The organism is Fluviicoccus sp. (assembly GCF_030646115.1).
Classification (GTDB): domain Bacteria; phylum Pseudomonadota; class Gammaproteobacteria; order Pseudomonadales; family Moraxellaceae; genus Fluviicoccus.
On record NZ_JAUSMX010000027.1, the window covers coordinates 178,508 to 194,302 of the forward strand.

A 15,795-nucleotide genomic window follows, 5' to 3' on the forward strand; every position below is an offset into this window, starting at 1 on the left:
GCAATCGGTTTTTTGTAATGATTTTGACAAAAATATTAATATAATCAGTGGCCTATTGATATGTTGGCTGTGGGATTAACGCCATGCAAACGAACGCCGGACCCGTCCGGGATTGCCCGGCCGCCGCCGGTGCTTTATAACTTGGGGCGATATCCCTCTCCGCCAAAACTACTCCATGTCCCGCAAGCAACTCGCCCTCGGCGCCGCCCTTTCCGCCCTCCTTGCCGCCGGAGGTGCCGGTTACTGGTTCAGCCTTCACGGCGCCAAGGCCCCGGCAACCGTCACTGCGGCGCCGGGCAACCTGTCCGCCGCCGCGCAGCTGCTCGGCAAGCTGGAAGCCATCCTCGCCGACTACCGCAATATCATCGTGCTGCTGGCCCATGAGAAAGACCTGAAGGAGGACGAGCGCAAGCAGGCAGTCACCGTCGGTCAGGCGCTGTTCCACGACAAGCTGGCGCGCGAGGCGGAGCTGGCGCAGGTGCTGGAGAAACTGGTCGGCAGCGGCGGCAAGGAACGTTTCACCACGCTGGGCGAGATGCTGGACTATGTGGAATCCGCCGACGGCCTCTATGACGCCGACCGCCTCGCTTTCCGAGAAGTGCTGGCCGGCCTGCAGCAACAGGTGGCGCGTGACGGCAGCCTGCCCGCCATCCGCCTTCACCGTCGCATCGGTGACGACCTGGAGGCACTGACCGAGATCGAACGCCAGTACGACCAGGAAATCAGCCAGATCTTCAGCCGCTTCGAAACCCGCGCCATCGTACTGAAACGCGAGAAATGGGAGGACTACACCGCGCATCTCGACAGCCTCTACAACCGCGAGCAGATCCTCAAGGAATTCGGCGTCATCACCCCGTATCCCGCCGACACCGCCCCGGCGGCGGACAACGATCCCGACAAGGAGATCTTCGGCTACCAGCTGCCGCCGAAGACCGTGGCCCTGACCTTTGACGACGGCCCGCACGGCCGGTACACCGACGAGATCGTCGCCATCCTCAAGCAGTACAACGTGCCCGGCGCGTTCTTCGAGGTGGGGCGCAACCTCGGCACGGTGGACGGCAAGGGTCAGGTCAAGCTCGGTAAGTACGCCGCCATCAGCCGCCAGTTGCTGAAGGACGGTTACGCCGTCGGCAACCACAGCTATACCCACGCGCAACTGTCGAAGGCAACCGGCGATGCGCTGAAGGCGGAAATCGAGAACACCGACAAGCTGCTGCAGGCGGTGGACAAGAACCGCAGCCCCATCTTCCGTTTCCCCTATGGCGCGCGCAATGCCGAGGGCATGCAGCTGCTGGCGCAGTCGCACCTGCGCTCCATCATGTGGAACATCGACTCCATGGACTGGGCCGACCCGGTGCCGAATTCCGTGGCCGACCGCGTGCTGCGCGGTGTCGACAAGGAAGGACGCGGCATCATCCTGTTCCATGACATCCACGAGCGGGCGGTGAAGGCGCTGCCCGCCATCCTCGACCGGCTGGTGGCCGAGGGTTACCGGTTTGCCGGCTGGGACGGCCACGATTTCAGCGTGCAGGGCGAAGCCACCCCATCCGCCCGCCAGACCGTCACCACCGGCTATGCCGCTTCCTGGGCCATCGTCATCGGCATCAACGACTATGCCAAGTGGCCGAAGCTGCAATACGCCGTCAACGACGCGCAGTCGATCCGGCAAACGCTGACCGGCCGCTACGGCTTCGCCCCCGACCACGTCATTTCCCTCAGCAACGGCGAGGCCACCCGCAACAACATCCTCGCCGCCTTCCATGACCGGCTGGGGCATGACAACCTGCAGAAAAATGACCGAGTGTTCGTGTTTTTTGCCGGTCACGGGGCCACGCGCAAGCTCAGTTCCGGGCGTGATGTCGGCTACATCATCCCGGTGGACGCCGACCCGGCCGAAACTGCTACCGACGCCATCCCCATGACCGAAATCCAGAACATTGCCGAAAGCCTCAACGCCAAGCATGTCTTCTTCATGATGGACGCCTGCTACAGCGGCTTGGGGCTGGCGCGCGGTGCGGGCGGCGGTTATCTGCAGGAAAACGCCAAACGGCTGGGGCGGCAGATGCTGACGGCGGGCGGCGCGGACCAGATGGTGGCCGACGGCGGCCCCAACGGCCATTCCATCTTCACCTGGACGGTGTTGCAGGGGCTGGACGGCAAGGGTGACTTGAACGGCGACGGCTTCATCACCGCCACCGAACTGGCGGCCTATGTCGCCCCGGCGGTGTCGGGCGTGTCGGCGCAGACCCCGGCCTTCGGCAGCCTGCCCGGTTCGGAAGGCGGGGAATTCGTGTTTGAGGCCCCGGCCGCCAGCGAATTCCTCAGTGGCGACAGCCTCCAGCTGGGCACTGACGCCATAGCCATGAACCGCAAGCTCGATGCAGCCGCACCCGCCGTCACCCCGACATCCCCAGGCAAGGCGCTGACTGTGGCGCCGGTGAAGGTGGTGGACCTGCAGGGCAAGGAACAGACACTGAAGGCGACGCCGCTGGTGAACCTGTCGGCGCGGCAACTGGCGCAGCGCGCCAACGATCGCGGCCTGCAGCTGTACCGGGAAAAGAACTATGCGGCGGCGGAAGCGCAGTTCACCGAGGCGCTGAAGTTGCGGCCGGATTTTGCGCTGGCGGCAAACAACCTGGGTTTTGTGTTCTACAAGCAGCAGAAGTATGCGGAAGCGGCGCGCTGGTTCGAGAATGCGCTGAAGGCAGACCCGTCGCGGGCGGTGGCGTACCTGAATCTGGGTGATGCGTGGAACGGGGCGGGGGAGAAGGAAAAGGCGGTGAAGGCGTGGAAGACGTATCTGGCGCTGGCGCCGACGGGGGCCGGGGCGGGGTATGTGAAGAAGCAGTTGGGAGAGTAAGCGGGGCGGGGGATCACCGTCGCGGCGGTGATCGCGGGAAAGGCGGGTTATTTGCCCTGCTTTTCCTTTTTCTCGTCGCGTTTTTCCTGAGGGGTTTTCAGGGGCTTTTTCTTCGTTTCCTTTTTGCGTTCCATTCCCTTGCTCATGGCGTTCTCGGGTTTTGGTGGGTGTAAGGTCACTATACGCCTTGGCGGGGCTGGGCGGGGGGATTTCGTTTTTGGAGCGACGGGATTCTGATGGGCTGTGGCAGGTGGAAATCATGGGAGATATTCATATATGCAGTCTATACGTGTCACAACCGTTTCAAAGATAGCGTACATCCTACTTCTAGGACTGCTGATATCCGCTTCGGCGCTGGCCTATGAGCCGCAGGCGGGCGATATCGTCTTTCACACCTCCCGGTCCAGCCAGAGCCAGGCCGTCCAGGCGGCCACCCGTTCGCCTTACAGCCACATGGGCATCATTCTGCTCCGGCATGGCAAGCCCTATGTCTTCGAGGCCGTGCAGCCAGTCAAATACACGCCGCTGGAAGCCTGGCTCAATCGGGGTCAGGACAAGCATTACGTGGTCAAGCGGCTTCAGTCCCCCCTGTCCACGGCGGCGATTTCCCGCCTGCAACAGGAGGCCGCGAACTACGAAGGCAAGCCTTATGACCTCACGTTCGAGTGGTCGGACCACCGGATCTACTGTTCCGAACTGGTCTGGAAAATGTTCCAGTCAGTGAATATCGAGTTGGCGCCCCTGTCAAAACTGGGGTCCTTCAATCTGGACAGCCCGGTTGTCAAAGCCAAGCTCAAGGAGCGCTATGGCGCCCGCATACCCCTGAATGAGCCGGTGATCAGCCCGGCCGCCATCTTCGAATCATCGTTGCTGAAAACCGTGGCGGAGCGTTAGACAGTTTCAAAAGACTGCGATGGCGGTATGCCTCCCTGCCGCACCCATGTGACGCCCGGTTGTGTACGCTGCGCTCCGGGAACTCTATACTGAGTCATGGGTGCCGGTCTTTCATGCCCGGCAATGGACGATCTCATGACCGGGGAAGGATGGTGAAAGACTGTTGGCGCAATTGTACAAGGCGTGACCCATGAACAGCGGTCATGCAGCCCGGTTCTTGCTGTGGGCGCTCTGCCTGCTGGGTTTCTGGCTGGGCGCTGTGGCCCGGGCCGACGAGCTTGCCCTGCGGCAAGGCCAGTCCACCTACGAGCCCTACCCTCAAATTCGCTATTTCTGCAGCAAGCCGGAAACCGCACCCACGCTGGACCAACTGCCGGCCGACCCCGCCCGCCCGCCGTGGAAACCGGTGGGGAACACCGCCCCGACCTTCTTTACCGACGACATCTGCTGGTTCCACCTGACGGTGCGCAACCAGGATCATCCGGTGCGGGACTGGATGCTGGAAATCCCCTTCCCGTTCCTGAATGACATCCAGGTTCATATCCGCGATGAGCAGGGCCGCCGGGTGGCTGACTATGTTTACGGCCACATGCGGCCGGTCAGCCAGCGGGTCATTGCCGACCGCTACCCGGTGTTTCCCCTGACCCTGCCGCCCGGCAGCCATCAGGAGGTGTATTTGCGGGTGAAGAGTGATCACCTGCAATTACCGCTGACCGTGGTTGAACACAGCGTCCTTGACGCCCGGAACCGGGTTGTCACCCTGTTGCAGGGGATTTTCTTCGGCGGCATGGCGGTGATGTTTTTCTACAACCTCATGCTCTGGGCCTTTGTCCGCGACCGGGTCTACCTCTACTACGTGTTCATGGTCTTCGTGGTAACCCTGTTCCAGTTCGACCTGCAGGGCCTGGCCAAGCTGTACCTGTGGCCGGAAACCACGCAGTTCGCCTCCTATGCCACCCGCCTGGAACTGCCGCTGATCCTGATTGCCGACAGCCTGTTCTTCCTCAGCTTTCTGGAATTGCGGCGGCGGTCGCCGGGCTGGGCGCGCTGGATGCGCATGCTGGTGGCGATGGGAGTGGTGCAACTGCTGGCAGTGCCGCTGCTGCCCAATATCGTCACCACCACTGTGGCCTTGGGGTTCCTGCTGCTGCTGACCATCTCGGGCATGCTGGTGGGGCTGAGCCGCATGGCGGCGGGCGACCCCGAGGCGCGCATCTTCAGTGTGGCCTGGGGTTGCCTGATCTTCGGCGGCGCGCTGATGCTGTTCAACAAGATCGGCGTGCTGCCCCGTAATACGTTCACCGAGAACCTGTTCCAGCTGGGCAGCTTCCTGGAAGCCATCCTGATGTCCATGGCCCTGGCCAGCCGCATCAACCGTCTGGAAACGGCGCGGCTGGTGGCCGAGCAGGGGCATGCGCTGGCCCAGCAGAAAGCGCTGTTGGCCGACCAGCAAAACCAGGCCAAGGGCGAGTTTCTGGCCAAGATGAGCCATGAAATCCGCACCCCCATGAACGGGGTGCTGGGCTTTGCCCAGCTGATGCAGGAAACACCGCTGACGCCCGCGCAACGGAATTATATGGAGATGCTGCTGAGTTCCGGGGAAATCCTGCTCACCGTCATCAACGACATTCTGGATTACTCCAAGATCGAATCCGGCAAGTTGACGCTGGAAAGCATTCCCTACCACCTGCCGAATGTACTGGCGGAATGCGTGGCCATTTCCGGCCTCAGCGCCAGCCAGAAGTCGGTGGAGCTGGTGATTGACCTAGACCCCGACGTGCCGGTCTGGGTGCAGGGCGATCCCGTCCGCCTGCGCCAGATTCTGCTGAACCTGCTGAACAATGCCATCAAGTTCACCCCGCAGGGGACCATCCACTTGCGCGCCCGGGTGTTGTCGGCCGCCGGCGACCCGGTCGCGCAGTTGTCGCTGGAGGTGGAGGATTGCGGCATCGGCATGAGTCCCGAGCAGGTGGCCACCTTGTTCCAGACCTTCCGCCAGGCCGAGTCCTCCACCACCCGGCGCTATGGCGGCACCGGGCTGGGGCTGGCCATCTGCAAGCAACTGGTAGGCCTCATGGACGGCGAGATCGGGGTGGACAGCGTGCCGGGCCAGGGCTCCAATTTCTGGGTCAGGCTGTCACTGCCGCGCGCGCAGGCACCAACGCCCCGCAGCGAGGGCTGGGCGCGGGCGGAAATGGGGGCCATGCGGGTGCTGGTGGCCGAGGACAACCCGGTCAACCTGATGGTGATTTCCGGCATGCTGGGGCGTCTGGGCATTCAGCCGCTGGTGGCGGCGGACGGCCGTGAGGCGGTGGATCTGGTGCGCCGGCACGCCGGTGCGCTGGATCTGGTGCTGATGGATTGCGAAATGCCGGGACTGGACGGGTTTGAAGCCACACGGCAAATCCGAGCGCTGGAGCAGGCCAACCGCTGGCCGCGCCTGCCGGTGATTGCCCTGACCGCGCATGTGCAGAGTGACGAATCGCTGGCGGCGGGCATGGATGACCACCTCAGCAAGCCGTTGGTGCTGAAGGCGTTGGCGGAAAAACTGGCGAAGTGGAAGCCGCCCCAACGTTCAACCGAATAACGCCCTCCTTACCCTGCCCCCGTAGGGGCGCATCGCATGCGCCCTCGCGAACGAACAGAATGCCGGTTTACGGAATGAACTGCGTGTTCTGCGAAGAGGGCGCAAGCGTTGCGCCCCAACGCTCAGCCAAATGAAGCCCTTCTATTCCGTGTCCCTGACCCCCGTTGGGGCGCATCGCATGCGCCCTGGTGGACAAACAGGATATCAGTTTCGGAATGTGCGGCGTGTTCTGCGGAGAGGGCGCAAGCGTTGCGCCCCAACGCCATTATGTGGCGATCGTCAGGCTATTGAAGCAATCATGCTGCCAACGTGCCGGATTTTCCCGAATATATTCTGCAATCCGCCTGTATTCATCCTCATTGCGGATAACGCGGTCGTGATAATTCCGCTGCCAGATGCAGTCCAGATCGTGGATGCCGGAAACCCGTCGGATTGCGGCTGTCACGGTGCCTTTGTAGCCTCTGATGATATCCGTGATCGAAGATGGCGGAACCCCGGCCGGTGCTTCAATCAAATGGATGATGGCATGCACGTGATTGGGCATGACAATGAGGTCTGCTAACGTCACGTCCGGACGCAGGGGTGTGGTGCTATGCCAGGCTGTGTGAGCAATGGTTCCCCAGGAATTCAGAATCATCCGGTTGTCCCTGATATCTCCAAATAGCATTTCACGCTGACGAGTAACCAAAGTGATGAAATACGCCCCGCGATGCCGGTAATCATGACCGGGCCAACGGGTGCTGTTGCGGCGAAGGCGTTTTGGTTGATTCATGCTGGTTCCTCCCTGAACCAAATAACGCCATTGTAACTCCAGACCCCGTTGGGGCGCATCGCATGCGCCCTCTAGACCGAACAGGAAGCCGGTTTACGTAGTCAACAGCGTGTTCTTGCGAAGAGGGCGCAAGCGTTGCGCCCCAACGCATCTACCTGGCAACCACCCTCAAGGCTTCGCCTTCTCCTTGGCCTTCTCTTTCGCCGCCACCGCTTCCACCTGAATCCGCAACGTCACGTCCATCTTGAAGCCCCAGTCCTTGCCCGCGCTGATGCCGAAGTCATCGCGGTTGAGGGTGGCGATGGCGTCTGCGCCGCAGAAGTCACGCTTCAGCATGGGGTGCGGCATGCACTTGACGGAATTCAGGGTCAGGGTCAGCGGTTTGGTGACGCCGTGCAGCGTCAATTCACCGTCCACCCGCGACGGCACGCCGTTGGTGTAACCGGCAAAGGTGCCCTTGTAGTAGGCCTTGGGGAATTTCTTGGCATCAAACAGTTCCGGGCTGCGCGCCTTGGCGTTCATGGCGTCCAGGCCATAGTCGATGCTGTTGATGTCGATGGTGATGTCGACGCTGCCGCTGCCGCCTTCCTTGTCGATCACCAGCTTGCCGCTGGTCTTGTTGAACTTGCCGCGCCATACAGACATGCCGCCGAAATGGTCGGCTTCGAAGCTGGGGAAGGTGTGGGTGGGCTCGATGTCGTAGGTGACCGGGGCGGCGTTGGCGGTGGCGCACAGGCCGAGCAGGGTGAGGGGGAGCAGGTGTTTTTTCATGGGGTGGTCCTTGTCGGAGGTGGTTGTTGTTATGGGGGTGAACCGGTCCGATAGTACACCGGGGAAGGGACGCGCTGAAGCCCGACTACCGGTTCCGTGCCGTGGCTCCGCGCCGGGAGGTGGCGACGGCGATGGCGAACATGGTAGAAACGCTGGATTATTCTAACTTCAAGAGTCAGGTGGCGACGGTGCGGGGTGCGGGACGTGCGCATCTGCACCACGATGTCTGGCCTGTGCTGTAGGGACTTCAGAGGGATTAACGCCATGTACCATCCACGGAAAAATGACCAGGGCAAGCCGGTCACGTTGAACAAGCCGTCCACGCCCAGTGATCTGGCCACATGGCAGGACCCGGGGGCGGTTGCCTGTGTGATTCCGGACGGGGCCATGCCGGAGTCGGTCAACGGGACTCCGATCCTGTCCTGGCAGGCTCCGGCGACCACGACGGAGTGGGAGGCCTTGGCCGCCGCCATGCCGTTGGCGGAGCCGGAATTCGTGGCTCCCGGTGGTTTGCAGCGGGCGGCTGGTGTGGTGGTGCGGGAGCCGGACGGACGGGTGTGGGTGGTGGCACCCAGTAACGCGTTTGGCGGGTATGAGGCGACGTTTCCCAAGGGGCGGCTGGATGGGCGTTCGGCGAAGGCGGCGGCGCTGGTGGAGGTGTTTGAGGAGTGCGGGTTGCGGGTGCGCCTGACCGGGCATTTGCTGGATGTGGTGCGGTCAACGACATATACGCGGTACTACACGGGGGAGCGGTTGGGCGGGAATCCGGCGGATATGGGGTGGGAGAGTCAGGCGGTGTTGCTGGTGCCGATGGCGGCGTTGGCCAAGGTTGCTCATCATGTGAATGATGTGCCGATCATTCGGGCGCTCGATTGATCGAATAATCAAGTCTGCCCGTTTCCCCTGACCCTGTTTCCTCCCACCCGGATTCAGACGGTCTGCTTGAACCCACCCCTCTGAAATGACTCATAAAATTCCTGATCTTCCCAATCATCATCCAAAGCCGCCAGAATGGTTGAGGACGATGTGGTTATCAGGTTTGAGGTCCAAAGGTCTACAGGTGTGCCCTTGAGCGATTCGGCGATATTGTAGAATTCGTTCCAGCGTGTGGCGTGGATCAGATACCAGATGTAATCCTCAGGTACATAGTCCTTCGGCCTCGAGCCACCAGGCAGGCTAGTTCCGAAATGTTCCTTTAACGTGATTTCAATCAGTCCTAAAATCCATGACTTTAATGGCGGATGCTCCAGAATAAATTCGGTCGCCTTGATAAACAAAAATTCAGCATGATTGAGGCCCCACTGCTGGGTATGAAGCAGGTCAAACTGGTAGTCGAGCAAAACCCCAACGTATTTTTTGGCAGCTTCGATTTCCATGGCTTTTAAATTGCTCCTCGCAGCATGAGTTCAAATGCCTCCCATGACGAAGCCAGCTCCATTGCCACTTTTGGCTCCATTCCAATAAAGGGGAGACACACCACCGCACCATCAAGCGCAATCGCAAACATCTCGCCACCCCCGCTTGTTCCGAAGCCAAAGTAGCCGGGTGCCAGTACCGGAACTTCATACTCCTGATTGAACTGCAGTAGCTCATCCTGTTCCCAGAACTCACAGATAAATGGACTCACATCCAGTTCGCAAACCAAGGGCTTGCCATCGGCGAAATACGTCGCAAGTACTGAGGGAATATCATTCATTTCGGTTGGGCATCCGTGCAGTTAGGGCTACCCCAGTATCTTCGCGAACCGAAAGCAACTCAAGCCTTGGCACGGCGGCAAACGACACCTATCCCCCCGCATGCTATAAATCATTCCTCGGCAACCGGACCCAATCAACTTCCGATCGCCCCAAATAAACATTACAATGTAGTAACGCAAATTAATCCCGGTTTCCCTCCGCCGCCAAGTCGCCCCGGAAACCGCAAAAAACAACACCATCCCCCACACCCAAAGGGGAACCCCGGAGTCCGCATGTCTCTCCCCGCCATCCCCCCGCGCCCCGCCCGCAACAACCCCCTCACCACCCGCGCCGCCTGGGAAACCGCCCGACAGGCCTGCCAAACCGACCCCGGCCACTACCACGGCGCCATCGCCCGCCGTCAACTGCACTGGTACATCGAACAAGAAGGTCAGGAAGCCTGCTGGCTCACCGTCAACCCCGACACCCACCACTGGCAGGGCTACCACGCCCGCACCGGCGAACCCGTCCACCCCCAACTGCCGCCCGACTTCACCCCCTGGCACACCGCCCTCGACACCACCGACGCCCCGTTCTACCGCTGGTTCAGCGGCGGCCTCACCAACGCCTGCTTCAACGAAGTCGACCGCCACGTCCTCGCCGGACACGGCCACGAAGCCGCCCTCTGGTTTGAAGGCGACCGCTGGGACCAATCGCTGGACAACGGACGCGGCGGCCCCGTCGTCTCCTACCCGGTCAGCCGCCGCCAGCTGCTGCTGGAAACCGCCAAATGCGCCCTGGCCCTGCGCCGCCTCGGCCTCCAGGCCGGAGACCGGATCGCCATCAACATGCCCAACATCCCGGAACAGATCTACTGGACCGAAGCCTGCAAACGCATCGGCGTCGTCTACACCCCGGTGTTCGGCGGCTTCAGCGACAAGACCCTCTCCGACCGCATCCACAATGCCGGCGCGCGCATCGTCATCACCGCCGACGGCGGCTACCGCAACGCCCAGATCGTCGCCTACAAGGAAGCCTATACCGACCCCGCGCTGGACAACTACGTGCCCGCCGAAGTCGCGCTGGCCGCTGTCGCCGCCGCGCTGCAACCGCTGGCGCTGACCCCCGCCCAGCGCGACGCCATCCTCGACGGCGCGCAACAGGCGGTGGCGGCGGAAATCACGCTGGAACGCTCGGACGTGATGCGCGGCGTCGGCCAAGCGCTGGAAGCCTTGCCCGGACTGACGTCGGTGGAGGCCAGCCGCATCCGCACCGCCATCGCCTCGGCGCTGGTCAACACCCCGGCGCGGGTGGATACCGTCATCGTCGCCCGCCATGCCGCCCAGCCCGATCTGGTGTGGCGGCCGGAGCGCGACCGCTGGAGCGACGAGCTGACCGGCGAGGCGCTGCAAACCCTGCTCGCTGCCGCGCGGGCGCAGGGCTTCGACGTCGCGGACGAAGCCGCGCTGCTGTGGCTGGACGACCGGCAGCTGGTCGCCGCCATCTGGGCCTCCGTCCCCCCGGAACCGCTGGACAGCGAATTCCCGCTGTTCTTCATTTACACCTCCGGCTCCACCGGCAAGCCCAAGGGCGTGGTGCATGTGCACGGCGGCTACGTCAGCGGCGTCGCCCACACCTTCCGCATCGCCTTCGACGCGCAGCCGGGCGATGTCATCTACGTGGTGGCCGATCCGGGCTGGATCACCGGCCAGAGCTACATGATCTCCGGCGCGCTCGCCAGCCGCGTCACCACCGTCGTCGCCGAGGGCGCGCCTGTGTTCCCCGGTTCCGGCCGTTTCGCCAGCATCATCGAGCGGCTGAAGGTCACCATCTTCAAGGCCGGGGTCACCTTCCTCAAAACCGTGATGACCGACCCGCAGAACGTGCAGGACGTGCGCGCCTATGCGCTGGACTCGCTGCGCGTCGCCACCTTCTGCGCCGAACCGACCTCGCCGGTGGTGCAGCAGTTCGGCATGGAGCTGGTGACGCCCTGGTACATCAACTCCTACTGGGCCACCGAGCACGGCGGCATCGTCTGGACGCACCTCTACGGCAACCCCGATTTCCCGCTGCGCGCCGATGCCCATACCTATCCGCTGCCCTGGGTGATGGGCGATGTCTGGGTGGCCGACAGCGAGCCGGACGGGAAGGGCAGTGTCGTTGCACGGTCGGCGGAGGACGGGGAGAAGGGCGAAATCGTGATTGCCGCGCCGTACCCCTACCTGTGCCGCACCATCTGGGGCGACGAAGCCAATTTCAGGGTGGAAGGGCGGGTGGTGGCGCGCGACTGGCGCGGCGATTTCGGGCGCTATGAAAAGACCTACTGGCAGCGCTGGCAGGGCACACTGGCCTACACCCAGGGCGACTTCGCCATCCGTCATGCCGACGGCGGTTTCTCGCTGCACGGCCGCTCGGACGATGTCATCAACGTCTCCGGCCACCGCCTGGGCACCGAGGAAATCGAGGGCGCGATCCTGCGCGACAAGCAGGTGCGGCCGGATTCGCCGGTGGGCAATGTCATCGTCGTCGGTGCGCCCCATCCGCACAAGGGGCTGACGCCGCTGGCCTTCATCAAGCCGGTGCCGGGGGCGAAGCTGTCGGCGGAAGACCGTCGCCGCCTGATCGAGATGGTGCGGCAGGAGAAGGGGCAGGTCGCCATTCCCGAAGACTTCATCGAGGTGTCGCAGTTCCCGGAGACGCGCAGCGGCAAGTACATGCGGCGCATGGTGCGGGCGCTGGTGGAAGGGCAAGACGTCGGCGATACCTCGACCTTGCGCAACCCCGAATCCATTGCCGAACTGCGCCGCGCTATCGACGACTGGCAGGCGCGCCAGCGCGTCGCCGCCGAGCAGACGCTGTTCGAGGATTTCCGCTATTTCCGCGTTCACTACCATGCGCTGCCGGTGCAGCCGGATGGCGCGGTGGCGCGGCTGGCGCTGGTCACCATCAGCAATCCGCCTGTCAACGCTCTCAACGAGCGGGCGCTGGATGAACTGAACATCGTGCTCGACCATGTGGAGCGTCGTGACGACGTCAAGGCGGTGATCTTCACCGGTTCCGGCACCGCCGCCTTTGTCGCCGGGGCGGACATCCGCCAGTTGCTGGAAGACGTGCATACGCTGGACGAAGCGCTGCCGCTGCCGAACAACGCCCATCTCGCCTTCCGCAAGATCGAGGCGATGGCGAAGCCGGTGATCGCCGCCATCAACGGCGTGGCGTTGGGCGGCGGCATGGAATTCGCGCTGGCCTGTCATGTGCGGGTGGCCGACCGCGCGGCGGTGTTCGGCCAGCCGGAAGTGCGGCTGAACCTGCTGCCCGGTTACGGCGGCACGCAACGGCTGCCGCGCCTGCTGGAGCTGGCCGGGCACGCCGCGCCGCTGGTGCGGGCGCTGGAAATCATCCTCGGCGGCCGCACCCACGAAGCGGACGCCATGCAGGCGGACGGCCTGCTGCACGGCTTGGCGCAGGACGCCGAGGACGTGGTGCAGGTGGCGGTGCGGATGGCGATGGCCTATGTCGCCGATCCGGCCGGTGACAATCCGGTGGCGCAGGCCTTTGCCCGTCGCGTAGCGGCCCGCCCGCACTGGCAGCAGGCGGGGCAGGCCTCGTTTGCAGAGGCGCTGGTCGATGCCGAAGTCCGCCGCCTGCTGGCCCAGGCCGACGCCGTCGGTCGCGGGGCCACCGCCGCCCGCATCCTCGACGCCCTGCGCACCGGCTGGGAACAGGGCATCGCCGCCGGGCTGGCGCGTGAGGCGCACCTCTTTGCCGAAGCCGTGATCGACCCCTTGGGCGGCAAGGCCGGTATCCGCGCCTTCCTCGACAAGCAAAGCGCGCCACTGCCCACCCGCCGCGACACCGCGCCATCGCCGGAACAACAGGACGAACTGCTGCGCAACGGTCAACTGCTGCCGGTCGGTTCCCCGTTCTGGCCCGGCCTCACGCCCTTGCCGCTGTGGCAATACGCCCACGCCGTGGTGCGCGACCCTGCCACCGGCGCGCCCGCGCACGGCCTGCCGCGCCACAGCGAACGCCAGATCCTCGCGCCGGTGCCGCAGCCCGGCCCCAACGAGGCGCTAGTCTACGTGCTGGCCTCGGAAGTCAACTTCAACGACATCTGGGCGCTCACCGGCATCCCGGTCTCGCCCTTCGACAACCACGATCTGGACTATCAGGTCACCGGCTCCGGTGGCGTGGCGCTGGTCGCCGCGCTGGGCAGCGAGCTGCGGCGCGAGGCCCGGCTCAAGCTCGGCGATCTGGTGACGATCTATTCCGGCGAAAGCGAACTGCTGTCGCCGCTGGCCGCGCGCGATCCGATGTACGCCGGATTCGCCATCCAGGGTTACGAAACCGACACCGGCAGCCACCAGCAGTTCCTGCGCGTGCAAGGCCCGCAACTGCACCCGCTGCCGCCCGACCTGACGCTGGAAGCCGCCGGTTCCTACGTGCTCAACCTCGGCACCATCGTCCGCGCGTTGTTCACCACGCTGCGCATCCAGCCCGGCCGCACGCTGTTCGTGGAAGGCGCGGCCACCGGCACCGGCTTCGAGGCGATGAAGACCGCCGCCCGCCATGGCCTCACCACCATCGGCCTCGTCTCCAGCCCGGAACGCGCCGACTTCATCGCCACGCAGGGCGCGGCCGGAGCCGTCAACCGCAAGGACCCGCGCTGGGCGCAGGCCTACACGCCGGTACCGTCCACCCCGGAGGCCATCGCCGCCTGGGAGCAGGCCGGGGAACCCATCCTCGCCGAATTCCGCCGCCAGAGCGGCGGCCGCCTCGCCGATTACGCCGTCTCGCACGCCGGGCAGGAATCCTTCCCGCGCAGCTTCCAGCTGCTGGCCGAGCACGGCACGCTCGCCTTCTACGGCGCCACCAGCGGCTACGCCTTCAGCTTCGCGGGCAAGCCCGGCGCGTCTACCCCGGAAGAGATGCTGCGCCGCGCCGGCTTGCAGGCGGGGGAGGCGGTGCTGCTGTATTACGGCGTCGGTTCAAGCGAACTGTTGGACCCGGTGGGTCTGGAAGCCATTGAAGCCGTGCGCGCCGCCGGGGGACGGCTGGTGGTCGCCACCGCCCGTGACGCACAGCGTGAGTTCGTGCAGTCGCTGGGCTTTGGCGATGCGGTGAAGGGCGTGGTGTCGCTGGAAGAAATCCAGCGCAAGGAAGGGGCCGATTTCGAATGGCCGGAGTCCTTGCCCGCCATGCCGGACGCCAAGACCGACACCGCCGCCTTCAAGGAAGCCGTGCGCCGTTTCCAGGAACGCACCATGAAACCCTTCGGCACCGCCATCGGTCGCTGGCTGCGCTCCACCGACAACCCGCGCGGTTACCCCGATCTGGTGATCGAACGCGCCGGGCATGACGCGCTGGCGGCTTCGACCTCGCTGGTGAAACCGTTCACCGGTCGGGTGGTCTATTGCGAGGAACTGAAAGGGCGGCGCTACACCTTCTACGCACCTCAGGTGTGGACGCGCCAGCGCCGCATCCTGATGCCCACCGCCACCATCGCCGGGACGCACCTGTGCAATGCCTTTGAAGTGACGAAGATGAATGACCTGATTGCCGCCGGGCGGCTGGATGTCAGTCCGCCGTTGCTGGTGGACTGGGAGCAGCTGCCGCAGGCGCACCAAGCGATGTGGGACAACAGCCATGCCGGGGCGAATTATGTGGTGAACCATGCGCTGCCGAGGGCGGGGTTACGGTCGAGGGATGAGTTGTTTCAGGCGTGGGCGGGGGAGTAGGGGGATTCAACGGGTCACGTAGGGGCGCACTGCGTGCGCCCTTTTCGCAGAACACACACGTCGCTCTCAGAAATCCAGGAAGTTCATCAGCAGAATATACAGAATCCCCATCCATACAACCACCAGGCCGCCATAGCTGGTTAGCACCCAGAGAGCGTAAGCCTTCGAAAATGATGGCCTTGGCCTGAAAATGATGCCCAGCAAGTACCCGTAGCCAAAATAGTTAATGAGTACACAGAGGCAGGCAACAATCAGTCTTGAACTATGTCCACTAAACTCAAAACTTGCCAAAGCCAAAGGGGAACTAAACATGAGAGCCATCATCACGCCAACTTTCCAATGTTCCCCAAGCAAAGCGCTGAACCCGTAGAGCATGATATTGATCAGGACAAACAGGCTGCCTAATGCCAGACCGGCCTGATGCCGGGTGCAGGGGTGCGGGACGTCGGTGGAAGGCGGTTTCATGAGGGTAATCCGGTCAATCAGGAGACAGCGTC

The 15,795-nt window shown here is 63.5% G+C and carries 11 protein-coding genes; 6 read left to right on the forward strand and 5 right to left on the reverse strand.

Translation table 11 applies throughout. The features are described 5' to 3' along the window. The first annotated feature begins 175 nt into the window (after positions 1 to 175). From Q7T36_RS16630 to Q7T36_RS16640, 3 genes are all read left to right on the forward strand, one after another. On the forward strand, positions 176 to 2,860 hold the full coding sequence (locus tag Q7T36_RS16630; protein ID WP_304851318.1) for a polysaccharide deacetylase family protein: 2,685 nt from the start codon (positions 176 to 178) through the stop codon (positions 2,858 to 2,860). A 276-nt stretch (positions 2,861 to 3,136) separates the two neighbouring features. Then, positions 3,137 to 3,754 carry a YiiX family permuted papain-like enzyme gene (locus Q7T36_RS16635; RefSeq protein WP_304851321.1) on the forward strand — a complete coding sequence of 206 codons (618 nt, stop codon included), beginning with the start codon at positions 3,137 to 3,139 and terminating at the stop codon, positions 3,752 to 3,754. Between the two features lie 190 nt (positions 3,755 to 3,944). Beyond that, entirely contained in the window at positions 3,945 to 6,341 is a 2,397-nt protein-coding gene (locus Q7T36_RS16640) for a hybrid sensor histidine kinase/response regulator (RefSeq protein WP_304851324.1), read from the forward strand. 265 nt (positions 6,342 to 6,606) lie between these two features. Here Q7T36_RS16640 and Q7T36_RS16645 read toward each other — a convergent pair whose 3' ends face one another. Next, entirely contained in the window at positions 6,607 to 7,113 is a 507-nt protein-coding gene (locus Q7T36_RS16645; protein ID WP_304851327.1) for a transposase, read from the reverse strand. Between the two features lie 168 nt (positions 7,114 to 7,281). Further along, positions 7,282 to 7,884 carry a YceI family protein gene (locus tag Q7T36_RS16650; protein WP_304851330.1) on the reverse strand — a complete coding sequence of 201 codons (603 nt, stop codon included), beginning with the start codon at positions 7,882 to 7,884 and terminating at the stop codon, positions 7,282 to 7,284. 101 nt (positions 7,885 to 7,985) lie between these two features. Here Q7T36_RS16650 and Q7T36_RS16655 point away from each other — a divergent pair, with 101 nt between their 5' ends. Beyond that, positions 7,986 to 8,126: a hypothetical protein gene (locus Q7T36_RS16655; protein WP_304851333.1), complete on the forward strand. Its 141-nt coding sequence runs from the start codon at positions 7,986 to 7,988 to the stop codon at positions 8,124 to 8,126. A 22-nt stretch (positions 8,127 to 8,148) separates the two neighbouring features. Continuing rightward, positions 8,149 to 8,760 (forward strand): NUDIX hydrolase, encoded by a 612-nt coding sequence (locus Q7T36_RS16660; RefSeq protein WP_304851336.1) that lies wholly within the window; start codon positions 8,149 to 8,151, stop codon positions 8,758 to 8,760. A 53-nt stretch (positions 8,761 to 8,813) separates the two neighbouring features. Here the strand turns inward: Q7T36_RS16660 and Q7T36_RS16665 are convergent, their stop codons facing one another. Both Q7T36_RS16665 and Q7T36_RS16670 read right to left on the reverse strand, forming a co-directional pair. After that, entirely contained in the window at positions 8,814 to 9,260 is a 447-nt protein-coding gene (locus Q7T36_RS16665) for a hypothetical protein (protein ID WP_304851339.1), read from the reverse strand. Positions 9,261 to 9,265: 5 nt separating this feature from the next. Next, positions 9,266 to 9,580, reverse strand: a complete 315-nt coding sequence (locus Q7T36_RS16670) for a hypothetical protein (RefSeq protein ID WP_304851341.1) — start codon at positions 9,578 to 9,580, stop codon at positions 9,266 to 9,268. Between the two features lie 273 nt (positions 9,581 to 9,853). Here Q7T36_RS16670 and Q7T36_RS16675 point away from each other — a divergent pair, with 273 nt between their 5' ends. Beyond that, on the forward strand, positions 9,854 to 15,298 hold the full coding sequence (locus Q7T36_RS16675) for an AMP-binding protein (RefSeq protein WP_304851344.1): 5,445 nt from the start codon (positions 9,854 to 9,856) through the stop codon (positions 15,296 to 15,298). Positions 15,299 to 15,364: 66 nt separating this feature from the next. Here the strand turns inward: Q7T36_RS16675 and Q7T36_RS16680 are convergent, their stop codons facing one another. Next, a complete protein-coding gene (locus Q7T36_RS16680; protein ID WP_304851348.1) occupies positions 15,365 to 15,763 on the reverse strand; it encodes a hypothetical protein in 399 nt (132 codons plus the stop codon). Between the last annotated feature and the right edge of the window lie 32 nt (positions 15,764 to 15,795).

Coding starts and splice junctions, on each gene's coding strand:
- Q7T36_RS16630 (WP_304851318.1), top strand. CDS start 176: ATGTCCCGCAAGCAACTCGCCCTCGGCGCCGCCCTTTCCGCCCTCCTT.
- Q7T36_RS16635 (WP_304851321.1), top strand. CDS start 3,137: ATGCAGTCTATACGTGTCACAACCGTTTCAAAGATAGCGTACATCCTA.
- Q7T36_RS16640 (WP_304851324.1), top strand. CDS start 3,945: ATGAACAGCGGTCATGCAGCCCGGTTCTTGCTGTGGGCGCTCTGCCTG.
- Q7T36_RS16645 (WP_304851327.1), bottom strand. CDS start 7,113: ATGAATCAACCAAAACGCCTTCGCCGCAACAGCACCCGTTGGCCCGGT.
- Q7T36_RS16650 (WP_304851330.1), bottom strand. CDS start 7,884: ATGAAAAAACACCTGCTCCCCCTCACCCTGCTCGGCCTGTGCGCCACC.
- Q7T36_RS16660 (WP_304851336.1), top strand. CDS start 8,149: ATGTACCATCCACGGAAAAATGACCAGGGCAAGCCGGTCACGTTGAAC.
- Q7T36_RS16665 (WP_304851339.1), bottom strand. CDS start 9,260: ATGGAAATCGAAGCTGCCAAAAAATACGTTGGGGTTTTGCTCGACTAC.
- Q7T36_RS16670 (WP_304851341.1), bottom strand. CDS start 9,580: ATGAATGATATTCCCTCAGTACTTGCGACGTATTTCGCCGATGGCAAG.
- Q7T36_RS16675 (WP_304851344.1), top strand. CDS start 9,854: ATGTCTCTCCCCGCCATCCCCCCGCGCCCCGCCCGCAACAACCCCCTC.
- Q7T36_RS16680 (WP_304851348.1), bottom strand. CDS start 15,763: ATGAAACCGCCTTCCACCGACGTCCCGCACCCCTGCACCCGGCATCAG.